The organism is Shigella sp. SIG3 (genome assembly GCF_053555855.1).
Genome location: NZ_JBQZXE010000002.1, coordinates 36,024 through 53,036, shown reverse-complemented (window position 1 = coordinate 53,036; position 17,013 = coordinate 36,024). Strand labels below are relative to the sequence as shown.

Genomic DNA, 17,013 nt, shown 5'->3' with positions numbered 1-17,013 from the left:
CCCGAACGCACAAATAATCGCCTGAAAAAAATCACCTGCTACAATGATGTTAAAAAATACGTAAATTTGTTGCTGCGTTTTTGTTATGGAATAACAAAAGCGTGTCACAGATCAAGAAAATACTCTCTTTTGGGGGGAGGAATCGACACAAATTCCTGTCAAAATAGACCCGTATTTTTTCCATTGCTTCACAACGGACACGATTCAACAACATCTAATTATCCTGGAGTCGTCAAGGATCTGGGGTGAAAGGGCATTAAATGCTAATGGTGTTGATATTATGTAAACTAATGTGAAGAAACTTTTGTTAAAGTTGACAAAAGGTTATAGAAAGGAGTAAAAGACCACATCAATTAGCTGTATAAAAGAATTTCTACAGTGATTGTAAGGTTTTTTTTATTCCTCCCCATGAATCGATGTGGCGTCCATCTGCCGTGAAGAGCAGTGAATCTGGCGCTACTTTTGATGAGTAAGCAATGAGTATGTCAACATCCACTGAAGTCATCGCTCATCACTGGGCATTCGCTATCTTTCTTATCGTTGCCATTGGCCTGTGTTGCCTGATGCTGGTAGGCGGTTGGTTTTTAGGCGGTCGCGCACGCGCGAGGTCGAAAAACGTGCCGTTTGAATCCGGTATCGATTCGGTCGGCTCCGCCCGCTTACGCCTGTCCGCCAAGTTTTATCTGGTGGCCATGTTCTTCGTTATCTTCGACGTTGAAGCGCTGTATCTGTTCGCATGGTCAACCTCTATCCGCGAAAGCGGCTGGGTAGGCTTTGTGGAAGCTGCAATTTTTATTTTTGTGTTACTGGCAGGTCTGGTTTATCTGGTGCGTATTGGCGCGCTGGACTGGACGCCCGCGCGTTCACGCCGCGAGTGTATGAACCCGGAAACGAACAGTATCGCTAATCGTCAACGCTAACCGCGAGGCATTAAGATGGATTATACGCTCACCCGCATAGATCCCAACGGTGAGAACGACCGTTACCCCCTGCAAAAGCAGGAGATCGTAACCGACCCTCTGGAGCAAGAAGTTAACAAAAACGTGTTTATGGGCAAGCTCAATGACATGGTTAACTGGGGTCGTAAAAACTCAATTTGGCCGTATAACTTCGGTCTTTCCTGCTGTTACGTTGAGATGGTGACTTCGTTTACCGCGGTGCATGACGTGGCGCGTTTTGGCGCAGAAGTATTGCGTGCTTCGCCGCGTCAGGCTGACCTGATGGTGGTTGCAGGAACCTGCTTTACCAAAATGGCACCGGTTATTCAGCGTCTGTATGACCAGATGCTGGAACCAAAATGGGTTATCTCAATGGGGGCCTGTGCCAACTCTGGTGGTATGTACGATATTTATTCCGTTGTGCAGGGCGTCGATAAATTCATCCCGGTTGATGTGTATATCCCGGGCTGCCCGCCGCGTCCTGAAGCGTACATGCAGGCACTGATGCTGTTGCAGGAATCTATCGGCAAAGAACGTCGTCCGCTCTCCTGGGTGGTTGGCGATCAGGGCGTTTATCGCGCCAATATGCAATCAGAGCGCGAACGCAAGCGCGGTGAACGCATTGCCGTAACCAACCTGCGTACACCTGACGAGATTTAATTTGCGCCTGTCGGCAAAGGGATTTTTCTTCGCTTATTCCTAAATCTATTTCGCGAAGCTTACTGCGCCGACAGTCACCACGGACCATTTGCAATGGTGAACAATATGACCGACTTAACCGCGCAAGAACCCGCCTGGCAGACCCGCGATCATCTTGATGATCCGGTAATTGGCGAACTGCGCAACCGTTTTGGGCCGGATGCCTTTACTGTTCAGGCGACTCGCACCGGGGTTCCCGTTGTGTGGATCAAGCGTGAACAATTACTGGAAGTTGGCGATTTCTTAAAGAAACTGCCGAAACCTTACGTCATGCTGTTTGACTTACACGGCATGGACGAACGTCTGCGCACACACCGCGAAGGGTTACCTGCCGCGGATTTTTCCGTTTTCTACCATCTGATTTCTATCGATCGTAACCGCGACATCATGCTGAAGGTGGCGCTGGCAGAAAACGACCTGCACGTACCGACCTTCACCAAACTGTTCCCGAACGCTAACTGGTATGAGCGTGAAACCTGGGATCTGTTTGGCATTACTTTCGACGGTCACCCGAACCTGCGCCGCATCATGATGCCGCAAACCTGGAAAGGTCACCCGCTGCGTAAAGATTACCCGGCGCGCGCTACCGAATTCTCGCCGTTTGAGCTGACCAAAGCCAAACAGGATCTGGAGATGGAAGCCCTGACCTTCAAACCGGAAGAGTGGGGGATGAAGCGCGGCACCGAAAACGAGGACTTCATGTTCCTCAACCTCGGTCCGAACCACCCGTCGGCGCACGGGGCTTTCCGTATCGTTTTACAACTCGACGGCGAAGAGATTGTCGACTGCGTACCAGACATCGGCTACCACCACCGTGGTGCGGAGAAAATGGGCGAGCGCCAGTCCTGGCACAGCTACATTCCGTATACCGACCGTATTGAATACCTCGGCGGCTGCGTTAACGAAATGCCTTACGTGCTGGCGGTAGAGAAACTGGCCGGGATCACCGTGCCGGATCGCGTTAACGTCATTCGCGTTATGCTCTCCGAACTGTTCCGTATCAACAGCCACCTGCTGTACATCTCGACCTTTATTCAGGACGTCGGCGCAATGACGCCCGTGTTCTTCGCCTTTACCGATCGTCAGAAAATTTACGATCTGGTGGAAGCGATCACGGGTTTCCGTATGCACCCGGCGTGGTTCCGTATTGGCGGCGTAGCGCACGACCTGCCGCGCGGCTGGGATCGTCTGCTGCGTGAGTTCCTCGACTGGATGCCGAAACGTCTGGCGTCTTACGAGAAAGCGGCGCTGCAAAATACCATTCTGAAAGGTCGTACCCAGGGCGTTGCCGCCTATGGCGCGAAAGAGGCGCTGGAGTGGGGCACCACTGGCGCGGGCCTGCGTGCTACCGGGATCGACTTCGACGTGCGTAAGGCGCGTCCTTATTCTGGCTATGAAAACTTCGACTTTGAAATCCCGGTTGGTGGTGGTGTTTCTGACTGCTACACCCGCGTAATGCTGAAAGTGGAAGAGCTGCGCCAGAGTCTGCGCATTCTTGAGCAGTGCCTCAACAACATGCCGGAAGGCCCGTTCAAAGCGGATCACCCGCTGACCACGCCGCCGCCGAAAGAGCGCACGCTGCAACATATCGAAACCCTGATCACCCACTTCCTGCAAGTGTCGTGGGGGCCGGTGATGCCTGCCAATGAATCTTTCCAGATGATTGAGGCGACCAAGGGGATCAACAGTTACTACCTGACCAGCGACGGTAGCACCATGAGTTATCGCACTCGTATCCGCACGCCGAGTTATGCGCATTTGCAGCAAATTCCGGCGGCGATCCGCGGCAGCCTGGTGTCTGACCTGATTGTTTATCTGGGCAGTATCGATTTTGTTATGTCAGATGTGGACCGCTAATTATGCACGAGAATCAACAACCACAAACCGAGGCTTTTGAGCTGAGTGCGGCAGAGCGTGAAGCGATTGAGCACGAGATGCACCACTACGAAGACCCGCGTGCGGCGTCCATTGAAGCGCTGAAAATCGTTCAGAAGCAGCGTGGCTGGGTGCCGGATGGTGCGATCCACGCGATCGCCGATGTGCTGGGTATTCCGGCAAGCGACGTCGAAGGTGTGGCAACGTTCTACAGTCAGATCTTCCGCCAGCCGGTTGGTCGCCATGTGATCCGTTATTGCGACAGCGTGGTCTGTCATATCAACGGGTATCAGGGTATTCAGGCGGCGCTCGAGAAAAAGCTGAACATCAAACCAGGGCAAACGACATTTGATGGCCGCTTTACGCTGCTGCCAACTTGCTGCCTGGGGAACTGTGATAAAGGGCCAAACATGATGATCGATGAGGACACTCACGCGCATCTGACCCCGGAAGCGATCCCTGAACTGCTGGAGCGGTATAAATGAAAAACATTATCCGTACTCCCGAAACGCATCCGCTGACCTGGCGTCTGCGCGATGACAAACAGCCAGTGTGGCTGGACGAATACCGCAGCAAAAACGGTTACGAAGGGGCGCGTAAGGCGCTGACCGGGCTGTCTCCGGACGAAATCGTTAATCAGGTAAAAGACGCTGGTCTGAAAGGGCGCGGCGGCGCGGGCTTTTCGACTGGCCTGAAGTGGAGCCTGATGCCGAAAGACGAATCCATGAACATCCGTTACCTGCTGTGTAACGCCGATGAAATGGAGCCGGGCACCTATAAAGACCGCCTGTTGATGGAGCAACTGCCGCACCTGCTGGTGGAAGGTATGCTCATCTCCGCGTTTGCGCTGAAAGCTTACCGTGGCTACATCTTCCTGCGTGGCGAATATATCGAAGCGGCAGTAAATCTGCGCCGCGCTATTGCCGAAGCCACTGAAGCGGGCTTGCTTGGCAAAAACATTATGGGAACAGGTTTCGACTTCGAACTGTTCGTCCATACCGGGGCAGGGCGCTACATCTGCGGGGAAGAAACAGCGTTAATCAACTCCCTGGAAGGGCGTCGTGCTAACCCACGCTCGAAACCCCCCTTCCCGGCAACCTCCGGCGTATGGGGCAAACCGACCTGTGTCAACAACGTCGAAACCCTGTGTAACGTTCCGGCGATCCTCGCTAACGGCGTGGAGTGGTATCAGAACATCTCGAAAAGTAAAGATGCTGGCACCAAGCTGATGGGCTTCTCCGGTCGGGTGAAAAATCCGGGACTGTGGGAACTGCCGTTCGGCACCACCGCACGCGAGATCCTCGAAGATTACGCCGGTGGTATGCGTGATGGTCTGAAATTTAAAGCCTGGCAGCCAGGCGGCGCGGGGACTGACTTCCTGACCGAAGCGCACCTTGATCTGCCGATGGAATTCGAAAGTATCGGTAAAGCGGGCAGCCGTCTGGGTACGGCGCTGGCGATGGCGGTTGACCATGAGATCAACATGGTGTCGCTGGTGCGTAACCTGGAAGAGTTTTTCGCCCGTGAGTCCTGCGGCTGGTGTACGCCGTGCCGCGACGGTCTGCCGTGGAGCGTGAAAATTCTGCGTGCGCTGGAGCGTGGCGAAGGCCAGCCGGGCGATATCGAAACACTTGAGCAACTGTGTCGATTCTTAGGCCCGGGTAAAACTTTCTGTGCCCACGCACCTGGTGCAGTGGAGCCGTTACAGAGCGCCATCAAATATTTCCGCGAAGAATTTGAGGCGGGAATCAAACAGCCGTTCAGCAATACCCATTTGATTAATGGGATTCAGCCGAACCTGCTGAAAGAGCGCTGGTAACCGAATTTCGATTAACGCTCGGTCCCTGACCGAGAAAACTGGAAGCATGCTAATGGCTACAATTCATGTAGACGGCAAAGAATACGAGGTCAACGGAGCGGACAACCTGCTGGAAGCTTGTCTGTCTCTGGGCCTTGATATTCCTTACTTTTGCTGGCATCCGGCGCTGGGAAGCGTCGGTGCTTGCCGCCAGTGTGCGGTGAAGCAATACCAAAACGCGGAAGACACGCGTGGTCGCCTGGTGATGTCCTGTATGACACCGGCTTCCGATGGCACCTTTATTTCCATTGACGACGAAGAAGCGAAACAGTTCCGTGAAAGTGTGGTCGAGTGGTTAATGACCAACCACCCGCACGACTGTCCGGTATGTGAAGAAGGCGGTAACTGCCATCTTCAGGATATGACCGTGATGACCGGACACAGCTTCCGTCGCTACCGTTTCACCAAACGTACCCACCGTAATCAGGATTTGGGGCCATTCATCTCTCACGAAATGAACCGCTGCATCGCCTGCTACCGCTGTGTGCGTTACTACAAAGATTACGCTGACGGTACAGATCTGGGCGTTTATGGCGCGCACGACAACGTCTACTTCGGTCGCCCGGAAGACGGCACGCTGGAAAGCGAATTTTCCGGTAACCTGGTCGAAATTTGCCCGACCGGCGTATTTACCGACAAAACGCACTCCGAGCGTTACAACCGTAAATGGGATATGCAGTTTGCGCCGAGCATCTGCCAGCAATGTTCCATCGGCTGTAACATCAGCCCCGGTGAACGTTACGGCGAACTGCGTCGTATCGAAAACCGTTACAACGGTACGGTAAACCACTACTTCCTCTGCGACCGTGGTCGTTTCGGTTACGGTTACGTCAACCTGAAGGATCGTCCGCGTCAGCCAGTACAGCGTCGTGGCGATGATTTCATTACCCTCAACGCCGAACAGGCAATGCAGGGCGCGGCAGATATTCTGCGTCAGTCGAAGAAAGTGATCGGTATTGGTTCTCCGCGTGCCAGCGTGGAAAGCAACTTTGCGCTGCGTGAACTGGTGGGCGAAGAAAACTTCTACACCGGTATCGCTCACGGTGAGCAGGAACGTCTGCAACTGGCGCTGAAAGTGCTGCGTGAAGGCGGCATTTATACTCCGGCTCTGCGCGAAATCGAATCTTACGATGCGGTACTGGTGCTGGGCGAAGACGTTACCCAGACCGGCGCGCGCGTCGCACTGGCAGTGCGTCAGGCGGTGAAAGGTAAAGCGCGCGAAATGGCTGCAGCACAGAAAGTGGCTGACTGGCAGATTGCGGCAATCCTCAACATCGGTCAACGTGCGAAGCATCCGCTGTTTGTTACCAACGTTGATGACACTCGTCTGGATGATATCGCGGCGTGGACTTACCGCGCACCGGTTGAAGATCAGGCGCGTTTAGGTTTTGCCATCGCCCATGCGCTGGATAACTCCGCACCAGCGGTTGACGGTATCGAACCTGAGCTGCAAAACAAAATCGACGTCATCGTGCAGGCACTGGCAGGTGCGAAGAAACCGTTGATTATCTCCGGGACGAACGCCGGTAGCATAGAGGTGATTCAGGCTGCGGCTAACGTCGCGAAAGCCCTGAAAGGTCGCGGCGCTGACGTTGGTATCACCATGATTGCCCGTTCCGTCAACAGCATGGGGCTGGGCATTATGGGTGGCGGTTCGCTTGAAGAAGCGTTAACCGAACTGGAAACCGGACGCGCCGACGCGGTGGTGGTGTTGGAAAACGATCTGCATCGTTACGCTTCTGCTACCCGCGTGAATGCTGCGCTGGCTAAAGCGCCGCTGGTGATGGTGGTTGATCATCAACGCACAGCGATCATGGAAAACGCCCATCTGGTGCTTTCCGCTGCCAGCTTTGCTGAAAGCGACGGTACGGTAATTAATAATGAAGGTCGCGCCCAACGTTTCTTCCAGGTTTACGATCCGGCTTATTACGACAGCAAAACTGTCATGCTGGAAAGCTGGCGCTGGCTGCACTCGCTGCACAGCACCTTGCTGAGCCGTGAAGTGGACTGGACGCAGCTCGACCATGTAATTGACGCTGTTGTGGCGAAAATCCCGGAACTGGCGGGTATCAAAGATGCTGCGCCGGATGCGACATTCCGTATTCGTGGGCAGAAACTGGCCCGTGAACCGCACCGTTACAGCGGTCGTACCGCCATGCGCGCCAATATCAGCGTTCATGAGCCGCGTCAGCCGCAGGATATTGACACCATGTTCACCTTCTCGATGGAAGGTAACAACCAGCCGACCGCGCACCGTTCGCAAGTGCCGTTTGCCTGGGCGCCGGGCTGGAACTCCCCGCAGGCGTGGAACAAATTCCAGGACGAAGTGGGCGGCAAACTGCGCTTTGGCGATCCGGGCGTGCGTCTGTTTGAAACCAGCGAAAACGGTCTGGATTACTTCACCAGCGTACCGGCACGCTTCCAGCCGCAGGACGGGAAATGGCGTATCGCGCCGTACTACCACCTGTTTGGCAGCGATGAATTGTCACAGCGTGCTCCGGTCTTCCAGAGCCGTATGCCGCAGCCGTACATCAAACTCAACCCAGCGGATGCCGCGAAGTTGGGTGTGAACGCAGGTACACGCGTCTCCTTTAGTTACGATGGCAATACGGTCACGCTGCCGGTTGAAATCGCCGAAGGACTGACGGCAGGGCAGGTGGGCTTGCCGATGGGTATGTCCGGCATTGCTCCGGTGCTGGCTGGCGCGCATCTTGAGGATCTCAAGGAGGCACAACAATGAGTTGGATATCACCGGAACTGATTGAGATCCTGCTGACCATCCTCAAAGCGGTGGGGATCCTGCTGGTGGTTGTCACCTGTGGGGCATTCATGAGCTTTGGCGAACGTCGCCTGCTGGGTCTGTTCCAGAACCGTTATGGACCTAACCGTGTTGGCTGGGGCGGTTCGCTCCAGCTGGTTGCGGACATGATCAAAATGTTCTTTAAAGAAGACTGGATCCCGAAATTCTCGGATCGCGTCATCTTTACCCTGGCACCGATGATTGCCTTTACCTCGCTGCTGCTGGCCTTTGCAATTGTGCCAGTCAGTCCGGGTTGGGTGGTTGCCGACCTGAACATCGGGATTTTGTTCTTCCTGATGATGGCAGGTCTGGCGGTTTACGCGGTGCTGTTTGCGGGCTGGTCAAGTAACAACAAATACTCGCTGCTGGGTGCGATGCGTGCTTCTGCGCAGACCCTGAGCTACGAAGTGTTCCTCGGGCTTTCCCTGATGGGCGTGGTGGCGCAGGCCGGTTCATTCAACATGACCGACATCGTCAACAGCCAGGCGCATGTGTGGAACGTCATCCCGCAATTCTTTGGTTTTATTACCTTTGCCATCGCGGGCGTGGCGGTGTGTCACCGTCACCCGTTTGACCAGCCGGAAGCCGAGCAGGAACTGGCGGATGGTTACCACATTGAATATTCCGGTATGAAGTTCGGTCTGTTCTTCGTGGGTGAGTACATCGGGATTGTGACCATCTCTGCATTGATGGTGACGCTGTTCTTCGGTGGCTGGCAAGGCCCGTTGTTACCGCCATTCATCTGGTTCGCGCTGAAAACCGCGTTCTTTATGATGATGTTCATTTTGATTCGTGCGTCGTTACCGCGTCCGCGTTATGACCAGGTAATGTCCTTCGGCTGGAAAATCTGCCTGCCGCTGACGCTGATCAACTTGCTGGTAACGGCGGCTGTCATTCTCTGGCAGGCGCAATAAGGGGCAATAAGACCATGACCTTAAAAGAATTGTTAGTAGGTTTCGGCACCCAGGTTCGTAGTATCTGGATGATCGGCCTGCACGCGTTCGCCAAACGCGAAACGCGAATGTACCCGGAAGAGCCGGTCTATCTGCCGCCCCGTTATCGTGGTCGTATCGTTCTGACCCGCGACCCGGACGGCGAAGAGCGTTGCGTAGCCTGTAACCTCTGTGCGGTAGCCTGCCCGGTCGGCTGTATCTCGCTGCAAAAAGCAGAAACCAAAGACGGTCGCTGGTATCCGGAATTTTTCCGCATTAACTTCTCACGCTGCATTTTCTGTGGTCTGTGCGAAGAAGCCTGTCCGACCACGGCGATTCAGTTAACCCCGGATTTCGAAATGGGGGAATACAAGCGCCAGGATCTGGTTTACGAGAAAGAGGATCTGCTGATCTCCGGTCCGGGCAAATACCCGGAATATAACTTCTACCGGATGGCAGGTATGGCAATCGACGGCAAAGATAAGGGCGAAGCAGAGAACGAAGCCAAGCCTATCGACGTCAAGAGCCTGTTACCGTAAGGAGAGGGGCAATGGAGTTCGCTTTTTATATCTGTGGCCTGATAGCCATACTTGCGACCTTGCGAGTGATCACCCATACCAATCCGGTACACGCACTGCTGTACCTGATTATTTCGCTGCTGGCGATTTCCGGGGTGTTCTTCTCACTAGGCGCTTACTTCGCCGGTGCGCTGGAAATTATCGTCTACGCGGGTGCCATTATGGTGCTGTTCGTGTTCGTGGTGATGATGCTCAACCTGGGCGGTTCAGAAATCGAACAGGAACGCCAGTGGCTGAAACCGCAGGTGTGGATTGGCCCGGCAATTTTGTCGGCCATCATGCTGGTGGTGATTGTTTACGCCATCCTCGGTGTTAACGATCAGGGTATCGACGGTACGCCAATCAGTGCTAAAGCAGTGGGTATTACGCTGTTCGGGCCTTACGTACTGGCGGTGGAACTGGCTTCTATGCTGCTGCTCGCGGGTCTGGTTGTGGCCTTCCACGTCGGTCGTGAAGAGCGTGCGGGTGAAGTGCTGAGCAATCGTAAAGACGACAGCGCGAAAAGAAAAACGGAGGAGCACGCATGATCCCCTTACAACATGGACTGATCCTCGCGGCAATCTTATTCGTTCTTGGCTTAACCGGTCTGGTTATCCGTCGCAATCTGCTGTTTATGCTGATTGGTCTGGAAATCATGATTAACGCCTCCGCGCTGGCCTTTGTGGTCGCCGGAAGCTACTGGGGTCAGACCGACGGTCAGGTGATGTACATTCTCGCCATCAGCCTCGCGGCGGCAGAAGCGAGTATCGGCCTTGCGCTGCTGCTGCAACTTCACCGTCGTCGCCAGAACCTGAACATCGATTCAGTAAGTGAGATGCGCGGATGAACATGCTTGCCTTAACCATTATTTTGCCATTGATTGGCTTCGTCCTGCTGGCGTTCTCCCGTGGGCGCTGGTCTGAAAACGTTTCGGCGATCGTCGGCGTTGGCTCTGTGGGCCTGGCGGCGCAGGTAACCGCCTTTATCGGCGTTGATTTCTTCGCTAACGGCGAGCAGGCATACAGCCAGCCGCTGTGGACGTGGATGTCGGTAGGCGACTTTAACATCGGTTTTAACCTGGTGCTGGACGGCCTGTCGCTGACCATGCTCTCGGTGGTCACTGGTGTGGGTTTCCTTATTCACATGTACGCCTCCTGGTACATGCGCGGTGAAGAGGGCTACTCTCGCTTCTTCGCCTACACCAACCTGTTCATCGCCAGCATGGTAGTTCTGGTTCTCGCCGATAACCTGCTGCTGATGTACCTCGGCTGGGAAGGCGTGGGCCTGTGCTCCTATCTGCTGATCGGTTTCTATTACACCGATCCGAAGAATGGCGCAGCAGCAATGAAAGCGTTCGTCGTGACCCGTGTGGGTGACGTTTTCCTCGCTTTCGCACTGTTCATTCTTTACAACGAACTGGGCACCCTGAACTTCCGCGAAATGGTGGAACTGGCACCAGCGCACTTTGCTGACGGCAATAACATGCTGATGTGGGCGACGCTGATGCTGCTGGGCGGTGCGGTCGGTAAATCTGCGCAGTTGCCGTTGCAGACATGGCTTGCTGACGCGATGGCGGGCCCGACGCCTGTCTCCGCGCTGATCCACGCCGCAACGATGGTAACCGCGGGTGTCTACCTGATCGCCCGTACCCACGGCCTGTTCCTGATGACGCCGGAAGTTCTGCATCTGGTGGGTATTGTCGGGGCGGTTACGCTGCTGCTGGCCGGTTTTGCCGCGCTGGTACAGACCGACATCAAACGTGTTCTCGCTTACTCTACCATGAGCCAGATTGGCTACATGTTCCTCGCGCTTGGCGTGCAGGCATGGGATGCGGCGATTTTCCACTTGATGACTCACGCGTTCTTTAAAGCGCTGCTGTTCCTGGCATCCGGTTCCGTCATTCTGGCCTGCCATCACGAACAGAACATCTTCAAGATGGGCGGTCTGCGTAAATCTATTCCGCTGGTTTATCTCTGCTTCCTGGTGGGCGGCGCAGCACTGTCGGCACTGCCGCTGGTCACTGCGGGCTTCTTCAGTAAGGATGAGATCCTCGCGGGTGCGATGGCGAATGGTCATATCAATCTGATGGTGGCAGGTCTGGTCGGTGCGTTTATGACCTCGCTCTACACCTTCCGTATGATTTTCATCGTCTTCCACGGAAAAGAACAAATTCACGCTCACGCCGTGAAAGGGGTAACTCACAGCCTGCCGCTGATTGTGCTGCTGATCCTTTCCACCTTCGTTGGCGCACTGATTGTACCGCCGCTGCAGGGCGTGCTTCCGCAAACGACGGAACTGGCGCACGGCAGCATGTTGACCCTGGAAATTACCTCTGGCGTGGTCGCGGTGGTCGGCATTCTGCTGGCAGCCTGGCTGTGGCTGGGTAAACGTACTCTGGTGACCTCCATCGCCAACAGTGCGCCGGGCCGCCTGCTGAGTACCTGGTGGTACAACGCCTGGGGCTTTGACTGGCTGTACGACAAAGTGTTCGTCAAGCCGTTCCTGGGTATTGCCTGGTTGCTGAAACGCGATCCGCTGAACTCAATGATGAACATCCCGGCGGTTCTTTCCCGCTTTGCAGGTAAAGGTCTGCTGTTAAGCGAGAACGGTTATCTGCGCTGGTATGTGGCATCCATGAGCATCGGTGCGGTCGTGGTGCTGGCACTGTTGATGGTACTGCGTTGAGTTAAGGATTGTGGGATTGCCCCTGGGCATATAAGAACGTAGGTCGGATAAGCTGCCTTCGCGGCGCATCCGACACTACCCCCAGTCCGAAGAGAATTTTCTGTCGTGAGAATTCGTTGAAAATCCGGTCCTGACGGGACTTTTACAAGGAATAAAGATCGCCATGTTACTACCCTGGCTAATATTAATTCCCTTTATTGGCGGCTTCCTGTGCTGGCAGACCGAACGCTTTGGCGTCAAGGTGCCACGCTGGATCGCGCTGATCACCATGGGATTGACGCTGGCGCTGTCGCTGCAACTGTGGTTGCAGGGCGGTTATTCACTGACGCAATCCGCCGGAATTCCGCAGTGGCAGTCTGAATTCGACATGCCGTGGATCCCGCGTTTTGGTATCTCTATTCATCTCGCCATTGACGGTCTGTCGCTGCTGATGGTCGTGCTGACCGGTCTGCTCGGTGTGCTGGCGGTACTATGTTCGTGGAAAGAGATCGAAAAATATCAGGGCTTCTTCCACCTCAACCTGATGTGGATCCTGGGCGGCGTTATCGGCGTGTTCCTTGCCATCGACATGTTCCTGTTCTTCTTCTTCTGGGAAATGATGCTGGTGCCGATGTACTTCCTGATCGCACTGTGGGGGCATAAAGCCTCTGACGGTAAAACGCGTATCACGGTGGCAACCAAGTTCTTCATTTACACCCAGGCGAGTGGTCTGGTGATGTTGATCGCCATCCTGGCGCTGGTTTTTGTTCACTACAATGCGACCGGCGTCTGGACCTTCAACTATGAAGAGCTGCTGAATACGCCAATGTCCAGTGGTGTGGAATATCTGTTGATGCTGGGCTTCTTCATCGCCTTCGCAGTCAAAATGCCGGTGGTTCCGCTGCATGGCTGGCTGCCGGATGCGCACTCCCAGGCTCCGACCGCCGGTTCCGTGGACCTCGCGGGGATCTTGCTGAAAACCGCCGCTTACGGTTTGTTGCGTTTCTCCCTGCCGCTGTTCCCGAACGCGTCGGCAGAGTTCGCGCCAATCGCTATGTGGCTGGGTGTTATCGGCATCTTCTACGGTGCGTGGATGGCCTTCGCTCAGACCGATATCAAACGTCTGATCGCCTACACCTCGGTTTCCCACATGGGCTTCGTGCTGATTGCAATCTACACCGGCAGCCAGTTGGCCTACCAGGGCGCGGTAATCCAGATGATTGCGCACGGCTTGTCGGCGGCGGGTCTGTTTATTCTCTGCGGTCAGCTTTATGAACGTATCCATACCCGCGACATGCGCATGATGGGCGGTCTGTGGAGCAAGATGAAATGGCTGCCAGCACTGTCGCTGTTCTTTGCGGTGGCAACGCTTGGGATGCCTGGCACCGGTAACTTCGTCGGCGAATTTATGATTCTGTTCGGCAGCTTCCAGGTTGTCCCGGTGATTACCGTTATCTCTACCTTTGGGCTGGTCTTTGCATCTGTTTATTCGCTGGCGATGTTGCATCGCGCTTACTTCGGTAAAGCGAAAAGCCAGATTGCCAGCCAGGAACTGCCAGGGATGTCGCTGCGTGAGCTGTTTATGATCCTGTTGCTGGTGGTGCTGCTGGTACTGCTGGGCTTCTATCCGCAGCCGATTCTGGATACCTCGCACTCCGCGATTGGCAATATCCAGCAGTGGTTTGTTAATTCCGTTACTACTACAAGGCCGTAAATCGCCATGACAATAACTCCACAAAACCTGATCGCACTGCTACCGTTGCTGATCGTCGGCTTGACGGTGGTGGTTGTGATGCTCTCCATTGCGTGGCGACGCAATCATTTCCTCAACGCTACGCTCTCGGTTATTGGGCTTAACGCGGCGCTGGTTTCGCTCTGGTTTGTTGGCCAGGCGGGCGCTATGGACGTTACGCCGCTGATGCGCGTTGATGGTTTCGCCATGCTTTACACCGGGCTGGTATTGTTGGCGAGCCTCGCCACCTGTACTTTCGACTACCCGTGGCTTGAAGGCTATAACGACAACAAGGATGAGTTCTACCTGTTGGTGTTAATTGCCGCGCTGGGCGGGATCCTGCTGGCGAATGCAAACCATCTGGCGTCTCTGTTCCTCGGTATTGAACTGATCTCTTTGCCGCTGTTTGGCCTGGTCGGTTACGCTTTCCGCCAGAAACGTTCGCTGGAAGCCAGTATCAAATACACCATCCTTTCTGCCGCAGCGTCTTCTTTCCTGCTGTTCGGTATGGCGCTGGTGTATGCGCAGTCTGGCGACCTGTCGTTTGTCGCGCTGGGTAAAAACCTCGGCGACGGTATGCTCAACGAGCCGCTGTTGCTGGCAGGTTTCGGCATGATGATTGTTGGCCTCGGCTTCAAACTCTCTCTGGTGCCGTTCCACCTGTGGACGCCAGACGTATACCAGGGCGCGCCTGCGCCGGTTTCCACTTTCCTGGCGACGGCGAGCAAAATCGCTATCTTCGGTGTGGTGATGCGTCTGTTCCTCTACGCACCGGTGGGTGACAGCGAAGCGATTCGCGTAGTACTGGCGATTATCGCCTTTGCCTCCATCATCTTCGGTAACCTGATGGCGTTGAGCCAGACCAACATCAAACGTCTGCTCGGTTACTCATCTATCTCTCACCTCGGCTATCTGCTGGTGGCGCTGATTGCGCTGCAAACCGGCGAGATGTCGATGGAAGCGGTAGGGGTTTACCTGGCCGGTTATCTGTTCAGCAGCCTCGGCGCGTTCGGCGTGGTCAGCCTGATGTCCAGCCCGTATCGTGGCCCGGATGCTGATTCCCTGTTCTCTTACCGCGGTCTGTTCTGGCATCGTCCGATCCTCGCGGCAGTGATGACGGTGATGATGCTGTCTCTGGCCGGTATCCCGATGACGCTGGGCTTTATCGGTAAGTTCTACGTGCTGGCGGTCGGTGTCCAGGCACACTTGTGGTGGCTGGTGGGTGCCGTGGTTGTCGGTTCGGCAATCGGCCTCTACTACTACCTGCGCGTGGCGGTGAGCCTGTACCTGCACGCACCGGAACAACCGGGTCGCGATGCACCGTCAAACTGGCAGTACAGCGCGGGCGGTATCGTGGTGCTGATTTCTGCACTGTTGGTACTGGTGCTGGGTGTATGGCCACAACCGCTGATTAGTATTGTGCGGTTAGCAATGCCGCTGATGTAAACTGTTAGTTTGTAAGTCAGAAAGCCGCCGACATGTTCGGCGGTTTTTTTTGGCGCTCTGACACCATCACCCAACAATAACCGTCAGCGCATGATTCCCTTGTCGCAGCATACGTCGATACGCGCTAATCAGCTTTTCCATATCAAGCATGATCGAGGCAAAGAGTTGCCCCTCTAACTCTTCTGAAAAGGTCACTCCCGGATAAATCTCCATTTCATTGAGTCGCTTAATGGAAAACTGTTTACGCAGCTCACTTCGATCCAGTGATTCCAGTCGGTCGATTGTCGCGGCTAATTCCTGATTCCAGGTCAATCCCAGGAAGCCATCTATGCCATCTTCGAGGCTGTGTTCATCAAGCACGGCACGACTCAGCGGATCATTCTTCGCGGGATCAAAAGCAGAGGTGCCTGTCAGCCCAAAGTGTAAAAAATCCCAGCGTTTATCAATATCCAGTCGGCGTAATCCTGAAAGCGTGTCATGTATATTATCCATCAAAGGTTTTTCAGTAGACTCAAGCAGTTGGTTAATCTTTTCTGAGTCAATTTCTGCAAAATAGCCAATCATTCCCATTTATTTTTCCTCCATTGAATTTTATGTTTCGCATCTTAAAACAGACGAGGGAAAATAAAATGTACATGTCGCTGTTTCTGGACCCGCCTCGAGAAATTTTTATTATTTACTGTTGTATAACAAGGTTATAACACCATCTACCACCTGAGCCATTTTCTGATAATTCAATCTGTCTGCGGTATCACCGGGCAAGTGGTATTGTTTATTACGATAAAAAGCGGTGTCAGTAATCATTACGGCGGGAATATCGTGTTGCCAATAATTAAGGTGATCAGAAAAATCAATACCGGGAATAAACCCTGGGGCATTCATAGAATAAACAGATAAATCCCGGGATGACAACAATGCCGCTTTTACCTGACGAACGGCGTTGATATCCTGCATTCTGCCGACCACAGCAATAAAGTCTCCCTGATCGGGATAAAGCCAGGACATTGCCGGGTAAGGGTAATTCTGGCTTCCAGGCGCAGAGTCGTAATAGCCAATCGGGGACGCCCTGCGCGGTAACTCTGGCACCGCTACTGACAAAGAACTCTTTTATATACTCTGCGGACCTATTCAGATTATCAATATTGCCGGCATTACGTGGATGCACAGTTTGTGTAAGATAACGAACTGTTTTTTCTAATTGCTCAGGACTTACGTGTCGGGGCGTTGGTGATAATGCAGTGACCCAGGGTTGGTAAAAATAATCAGAGGGAGTGAAAACAGAAATAATATAACAAAAGGAAAATTTTTTTCATATGTAAATTATCAATAAAAGGCGTTATTTCATTATTATTTATAATGAATTATGAGCGTTTATTTTATTACGCTTGGTAGAGGTATACAAAAAGTGTTTTTTACAGTGGGTTCGCTATTTTTAAAAAGGAATTTCTGTGAGGAATAAAAATATAATTATGTTATTTATTGGCAGATTGAATTGACAAGTGGGGCAGAAAT

Annotated in this window: 14 protein-coding genes and 1 pseudogene; 13 read left to right on the top strand and 2 right to left on the bottom strand. The window is 53.8% G+C overall.

What is annotated here, in order from left to right:
• Positions 1-476: 476 nt before the first annotated feature.
• The 13 genes from nuoA (at position 477) to nuoN (ending at position 15,501) form a co-directional block, all read left to right on the top strand.
• Positions 477-920 carry an NADH-quinone oxidoreductase subunit NuoA gene (gene nuoA, locus ACUU1I_RS00925; RefSeq protein WP_000062995.1) on the top strand — a complete coding sequence of 148 codons (444 nt, stop codon included), beginning with the start codon at positions 477-479 and terminating at the stop codon, positions 918-920.
• A 15-nt stretch (positions 921-935) separates the two neighbouring features.
• On the top strand, positions 936-1,598 hold the full coding sequence (gene nuoB, locus ACUU1I_RS00920; protein WP_000386733.1) for an NADH-quinone oxidoreductase subunit NuoB: 663 nt from the start codon (positions 936-938) through the stop codon (positions 1,596-1,598).
• Between the two features lie 93 nt (positions 1,599-1,691).
• On the top strand, positions 1,692-3,494 hold the full coding sequence (nuoC, locus tag ACUU1I_RS00915; protein ID WP_000247883.1) for an NADH-quinone oxidoreductase subunit C/D: 1,803 nt from the start codon (positions 1,692-1,694) through the stop codon (positions 3,492-3,494).
• 2 nt (positions 3,495-3,496) lie between these two features.
• A complete protein-coding gene (gene nuoE, locus ACUU1I_RS00910) occupies positions 3,497-3,997 on the top strand; it encodes an NADH-quinone oxidoreductase subunit NuoE (protein ID WP_000545042.1) in 501 nt (166 codons plus the stop codon).
• Entirely contained in the window at positions 3,994-5,331 is a 1,338-nt protein-coding gene (nuoF, locus tag ACUU1I_RS00905) for an NADH-quinone oxidoreductase subunit NuoF (RefSeq protein ID WP_000789502.1), read from the top strand. Before nuoE ends, nuoF begins: the two co-directional genes overlap by 4 nt.
• Positions 5,332-5,383: 52 nt before the next feature.
• Complete coding sequence (gene nuoG / locus ACUU1I_RS00900) at positions 5,384-8,110, top strand: NADH-quinone oxidoreductase subunit NuoG (RefSeq protein WP_005069929.1); 2,727 nt, start codon at positions 5,384-5,386, stop codon at positions 8,108-8,110.
• The gene (gene nuoH, locus ACUU1I_RS00895; RefSeq protein WP_000118499.1) at positions 8,107-9,084 is read left to right on the top strand and encodes an NADH-quinone oxidoreductase subunit NuoH; all 978 of its coding nucleotides are present in this window, start codon (positions 8,107-8,109) and stop codon (positions 9,082-9,084) included. Before nuoG ends, nuoH begins: the two co-directional genes overlap by 4 nt.
• Positions 9,085-9,098: 14 nt before the next feature.
• On the top strand, positions 9,099-9,641 hold the full coding sequence (gene nuoI, locus ACUU1I_RS00890) for an NADH-quinone oxidoreductase subunit NuoI (protein WP_000172749.1): 543 nt from the start codon (positions 9,099-9,101) through the stop codon (positions 9,639-9,641).
• Between the two features lie 11 nt (positions 9,642-9,652).
• Entirely contained in the window at positions 9,653-10,207 is a 555-nt protein-coding gene (gene nuoJ / locus ACUU1I_RS00885; RefSeq protein ID WP_000393511.1) for an NADH-quinone oxidoreductase subunit J, read from the top strand.
• Positions 10,204-10,506 carry an NADH-quinone oxidoreductase subunit NuoK gene (gene nuoK / locus ACUU1I_RS00880; protein WP_000612644.1) on the top strand — a complete coding sequence of 101 codons (303 nt, stop codon included), beginning with the start codon at positions 10,204-10,206 and terminating at the stop codon, positions 10,504-10,506. The genes nuoJ and nuoK overlap by 4 nt, the downstream gene beginning before the upstream one ends.
• A complete protein-coding gene (gene nuoL / locus ACUU1I_RS00875; RefSeq protein ID WP_001056647.1) occupies positions 10,503-12,344 on the top strand; it encodes an NADH-quinone oxidoreductase subunit L in 1,842 nt (613 codons plus the stop codon). The genes nuoK and nuoL overlap by 4 nt, the downstream gene beginning before the upstream one ends.
• Before the next feature lie 163 nt (positions 12,345-12,507).
• A complete protein-coding gene (nuoM, locus tag ACUU1I_RS00870) occupies positions 12,508-14,037 on the top strand; it encodes an NADH-quinone oxidoreductase subunit M (protein WP_000926450.1) in 1,530 nt (509 codons plus the stop codon).
• Positions 14,038-14,043: 6 nt separating this feature from the next.
• Positions 14,044-15,501: an NADH-quinone oxidoreductase subunit NuoN gene (gene nuoN, locus ACUU1I_RS00865; RefSeq protein WP_000156724.1), complete on the top strand. Its 1,458-nt coding sequence runs from the start codon at positions 14,044-14,046 to the stop codon at positions 15,499-15,501.
• Positions 15,502-15,567: 66 nt separating this feature from the next.
• On the opposite strand, the gene ACUU1I_RS00860 is transcribed toward nuoN, so the two are convergent.
• Together ACUU1I_RS00860 and ACUU1I_RS00855 are read right to left on the bottom strand one after the other, a co-directional pair.
• Complete coding sequence (locus tag ACUU1I_RS00860) at positions 15,568-16,071, bottom strand: YfbM family protein (protein WP_000525354.1); 504 nt, start codon at positions 16,069-16,071, stop codon at positions 15,568-15,570.
• A gap of 102 nt (positions 16,072-16,173) precedes the next feature.
• Positions 16,174-16,791, bottom strand: a pseudogene (locus tag ACUU1I_RS00855) (hypothetical protein).
• Positions 16,792-17,013: the final 222 nt, after the last annotated feature.

Excerpts from the sequence above, each read along its gene's own strand:
- nuoA (WP_000062995.1), top strand. The coding sequence starts at position 477 with ATGAGTATGTCAACATCCACTGAAGTCATCGCTCATCACTGGGCATTC.
- nuoL (WP_001056647.1), top strand. The coding sequence starts at position 10,503 with ATGAACATGCTTGCCTTAACCATTATTTTGCCATTGATTGGCTTCGTC.
- nuoM (WP_000926450.1), top strand. The coding sequence starts at position 12,508 with ATGTTACTACCCTGGCTAATATTAATTCCCTTTATTGGCGGCTTCCTG.
- ACUU1I_RS00860 (WP_000525354.1), bottom strand. The coding sequence starts at position 16,071 with ATGGGAATGATTGGCTATTTTGCAGAAATTGACTCAGAAAAGATTAAC.
- nuoE (WP_000545042.1), top strand. The coding sequence starts at position 3,497 with ATGCACGAGAATCAACAACCACAAACCGAGGCTTTTGAGCTGAGTGCG.
- nuoH (WP_000118499.1), top strand. The coding sequence starts at position 8,107 with ATGAGTTGGATATCACCGGAACTGATTGAGATCCTGCTGACCATCCTC.
- nuoG (WP_005069929.1), top strand. The coding sequence starts at position 5,384 with ATGGCTACAATTCATGTAGACGGCAAAGAATACGAGGTCAACGGAGCG.
- nuoB (WP_000386733.1), top strand. The coding sequence starts at position 936 with ATGGATTATACGCTCACCCGCATAGATCCCAACGGTGAGAACGACCGT.
- nuoF (WP_000789502.1), top strand. The coding sequence starts at position 3,994 with ATGAAAAACATTATCCGTACTCCCGAAACGCATCCGCTGACCTGGCGT.
- nuoJ (WP_000393511.1), top strand. The coding sequence starts at position 9,653 with ATGGAGTTCGCTTTTTATATCTGTGGCCTGATAGCCATACTTGCGACC.
- nuoI (WP_000172749.1), top strand. The coding sequence starts at position 9,099 with ATGACCTTAAAAGAATTGTTAGTAGGTTTCGGCACCCAGGTTCGTAGT.
- nuoC (WP_000247883.1), top strand. The coding sequence starts at position 1,692 with ATGGTGAACAATATGACCGACTTAACCGCGCAAGAACCCGCCTGGCAG.
- nuoN (WP_000156724.1), top strand. The coding sequence starts at position 14,044 with ATGACAATAACTCCACAAAACCTGATCGCACTGCTACCGTTGCTGATC.
- nuoK (WP_000612644.1), top strand. The coding sequence starts at position 10,204 with ATGATCCCCTTACAACATGGACTGATCCTCGCGGCAATCTTATTCGTT.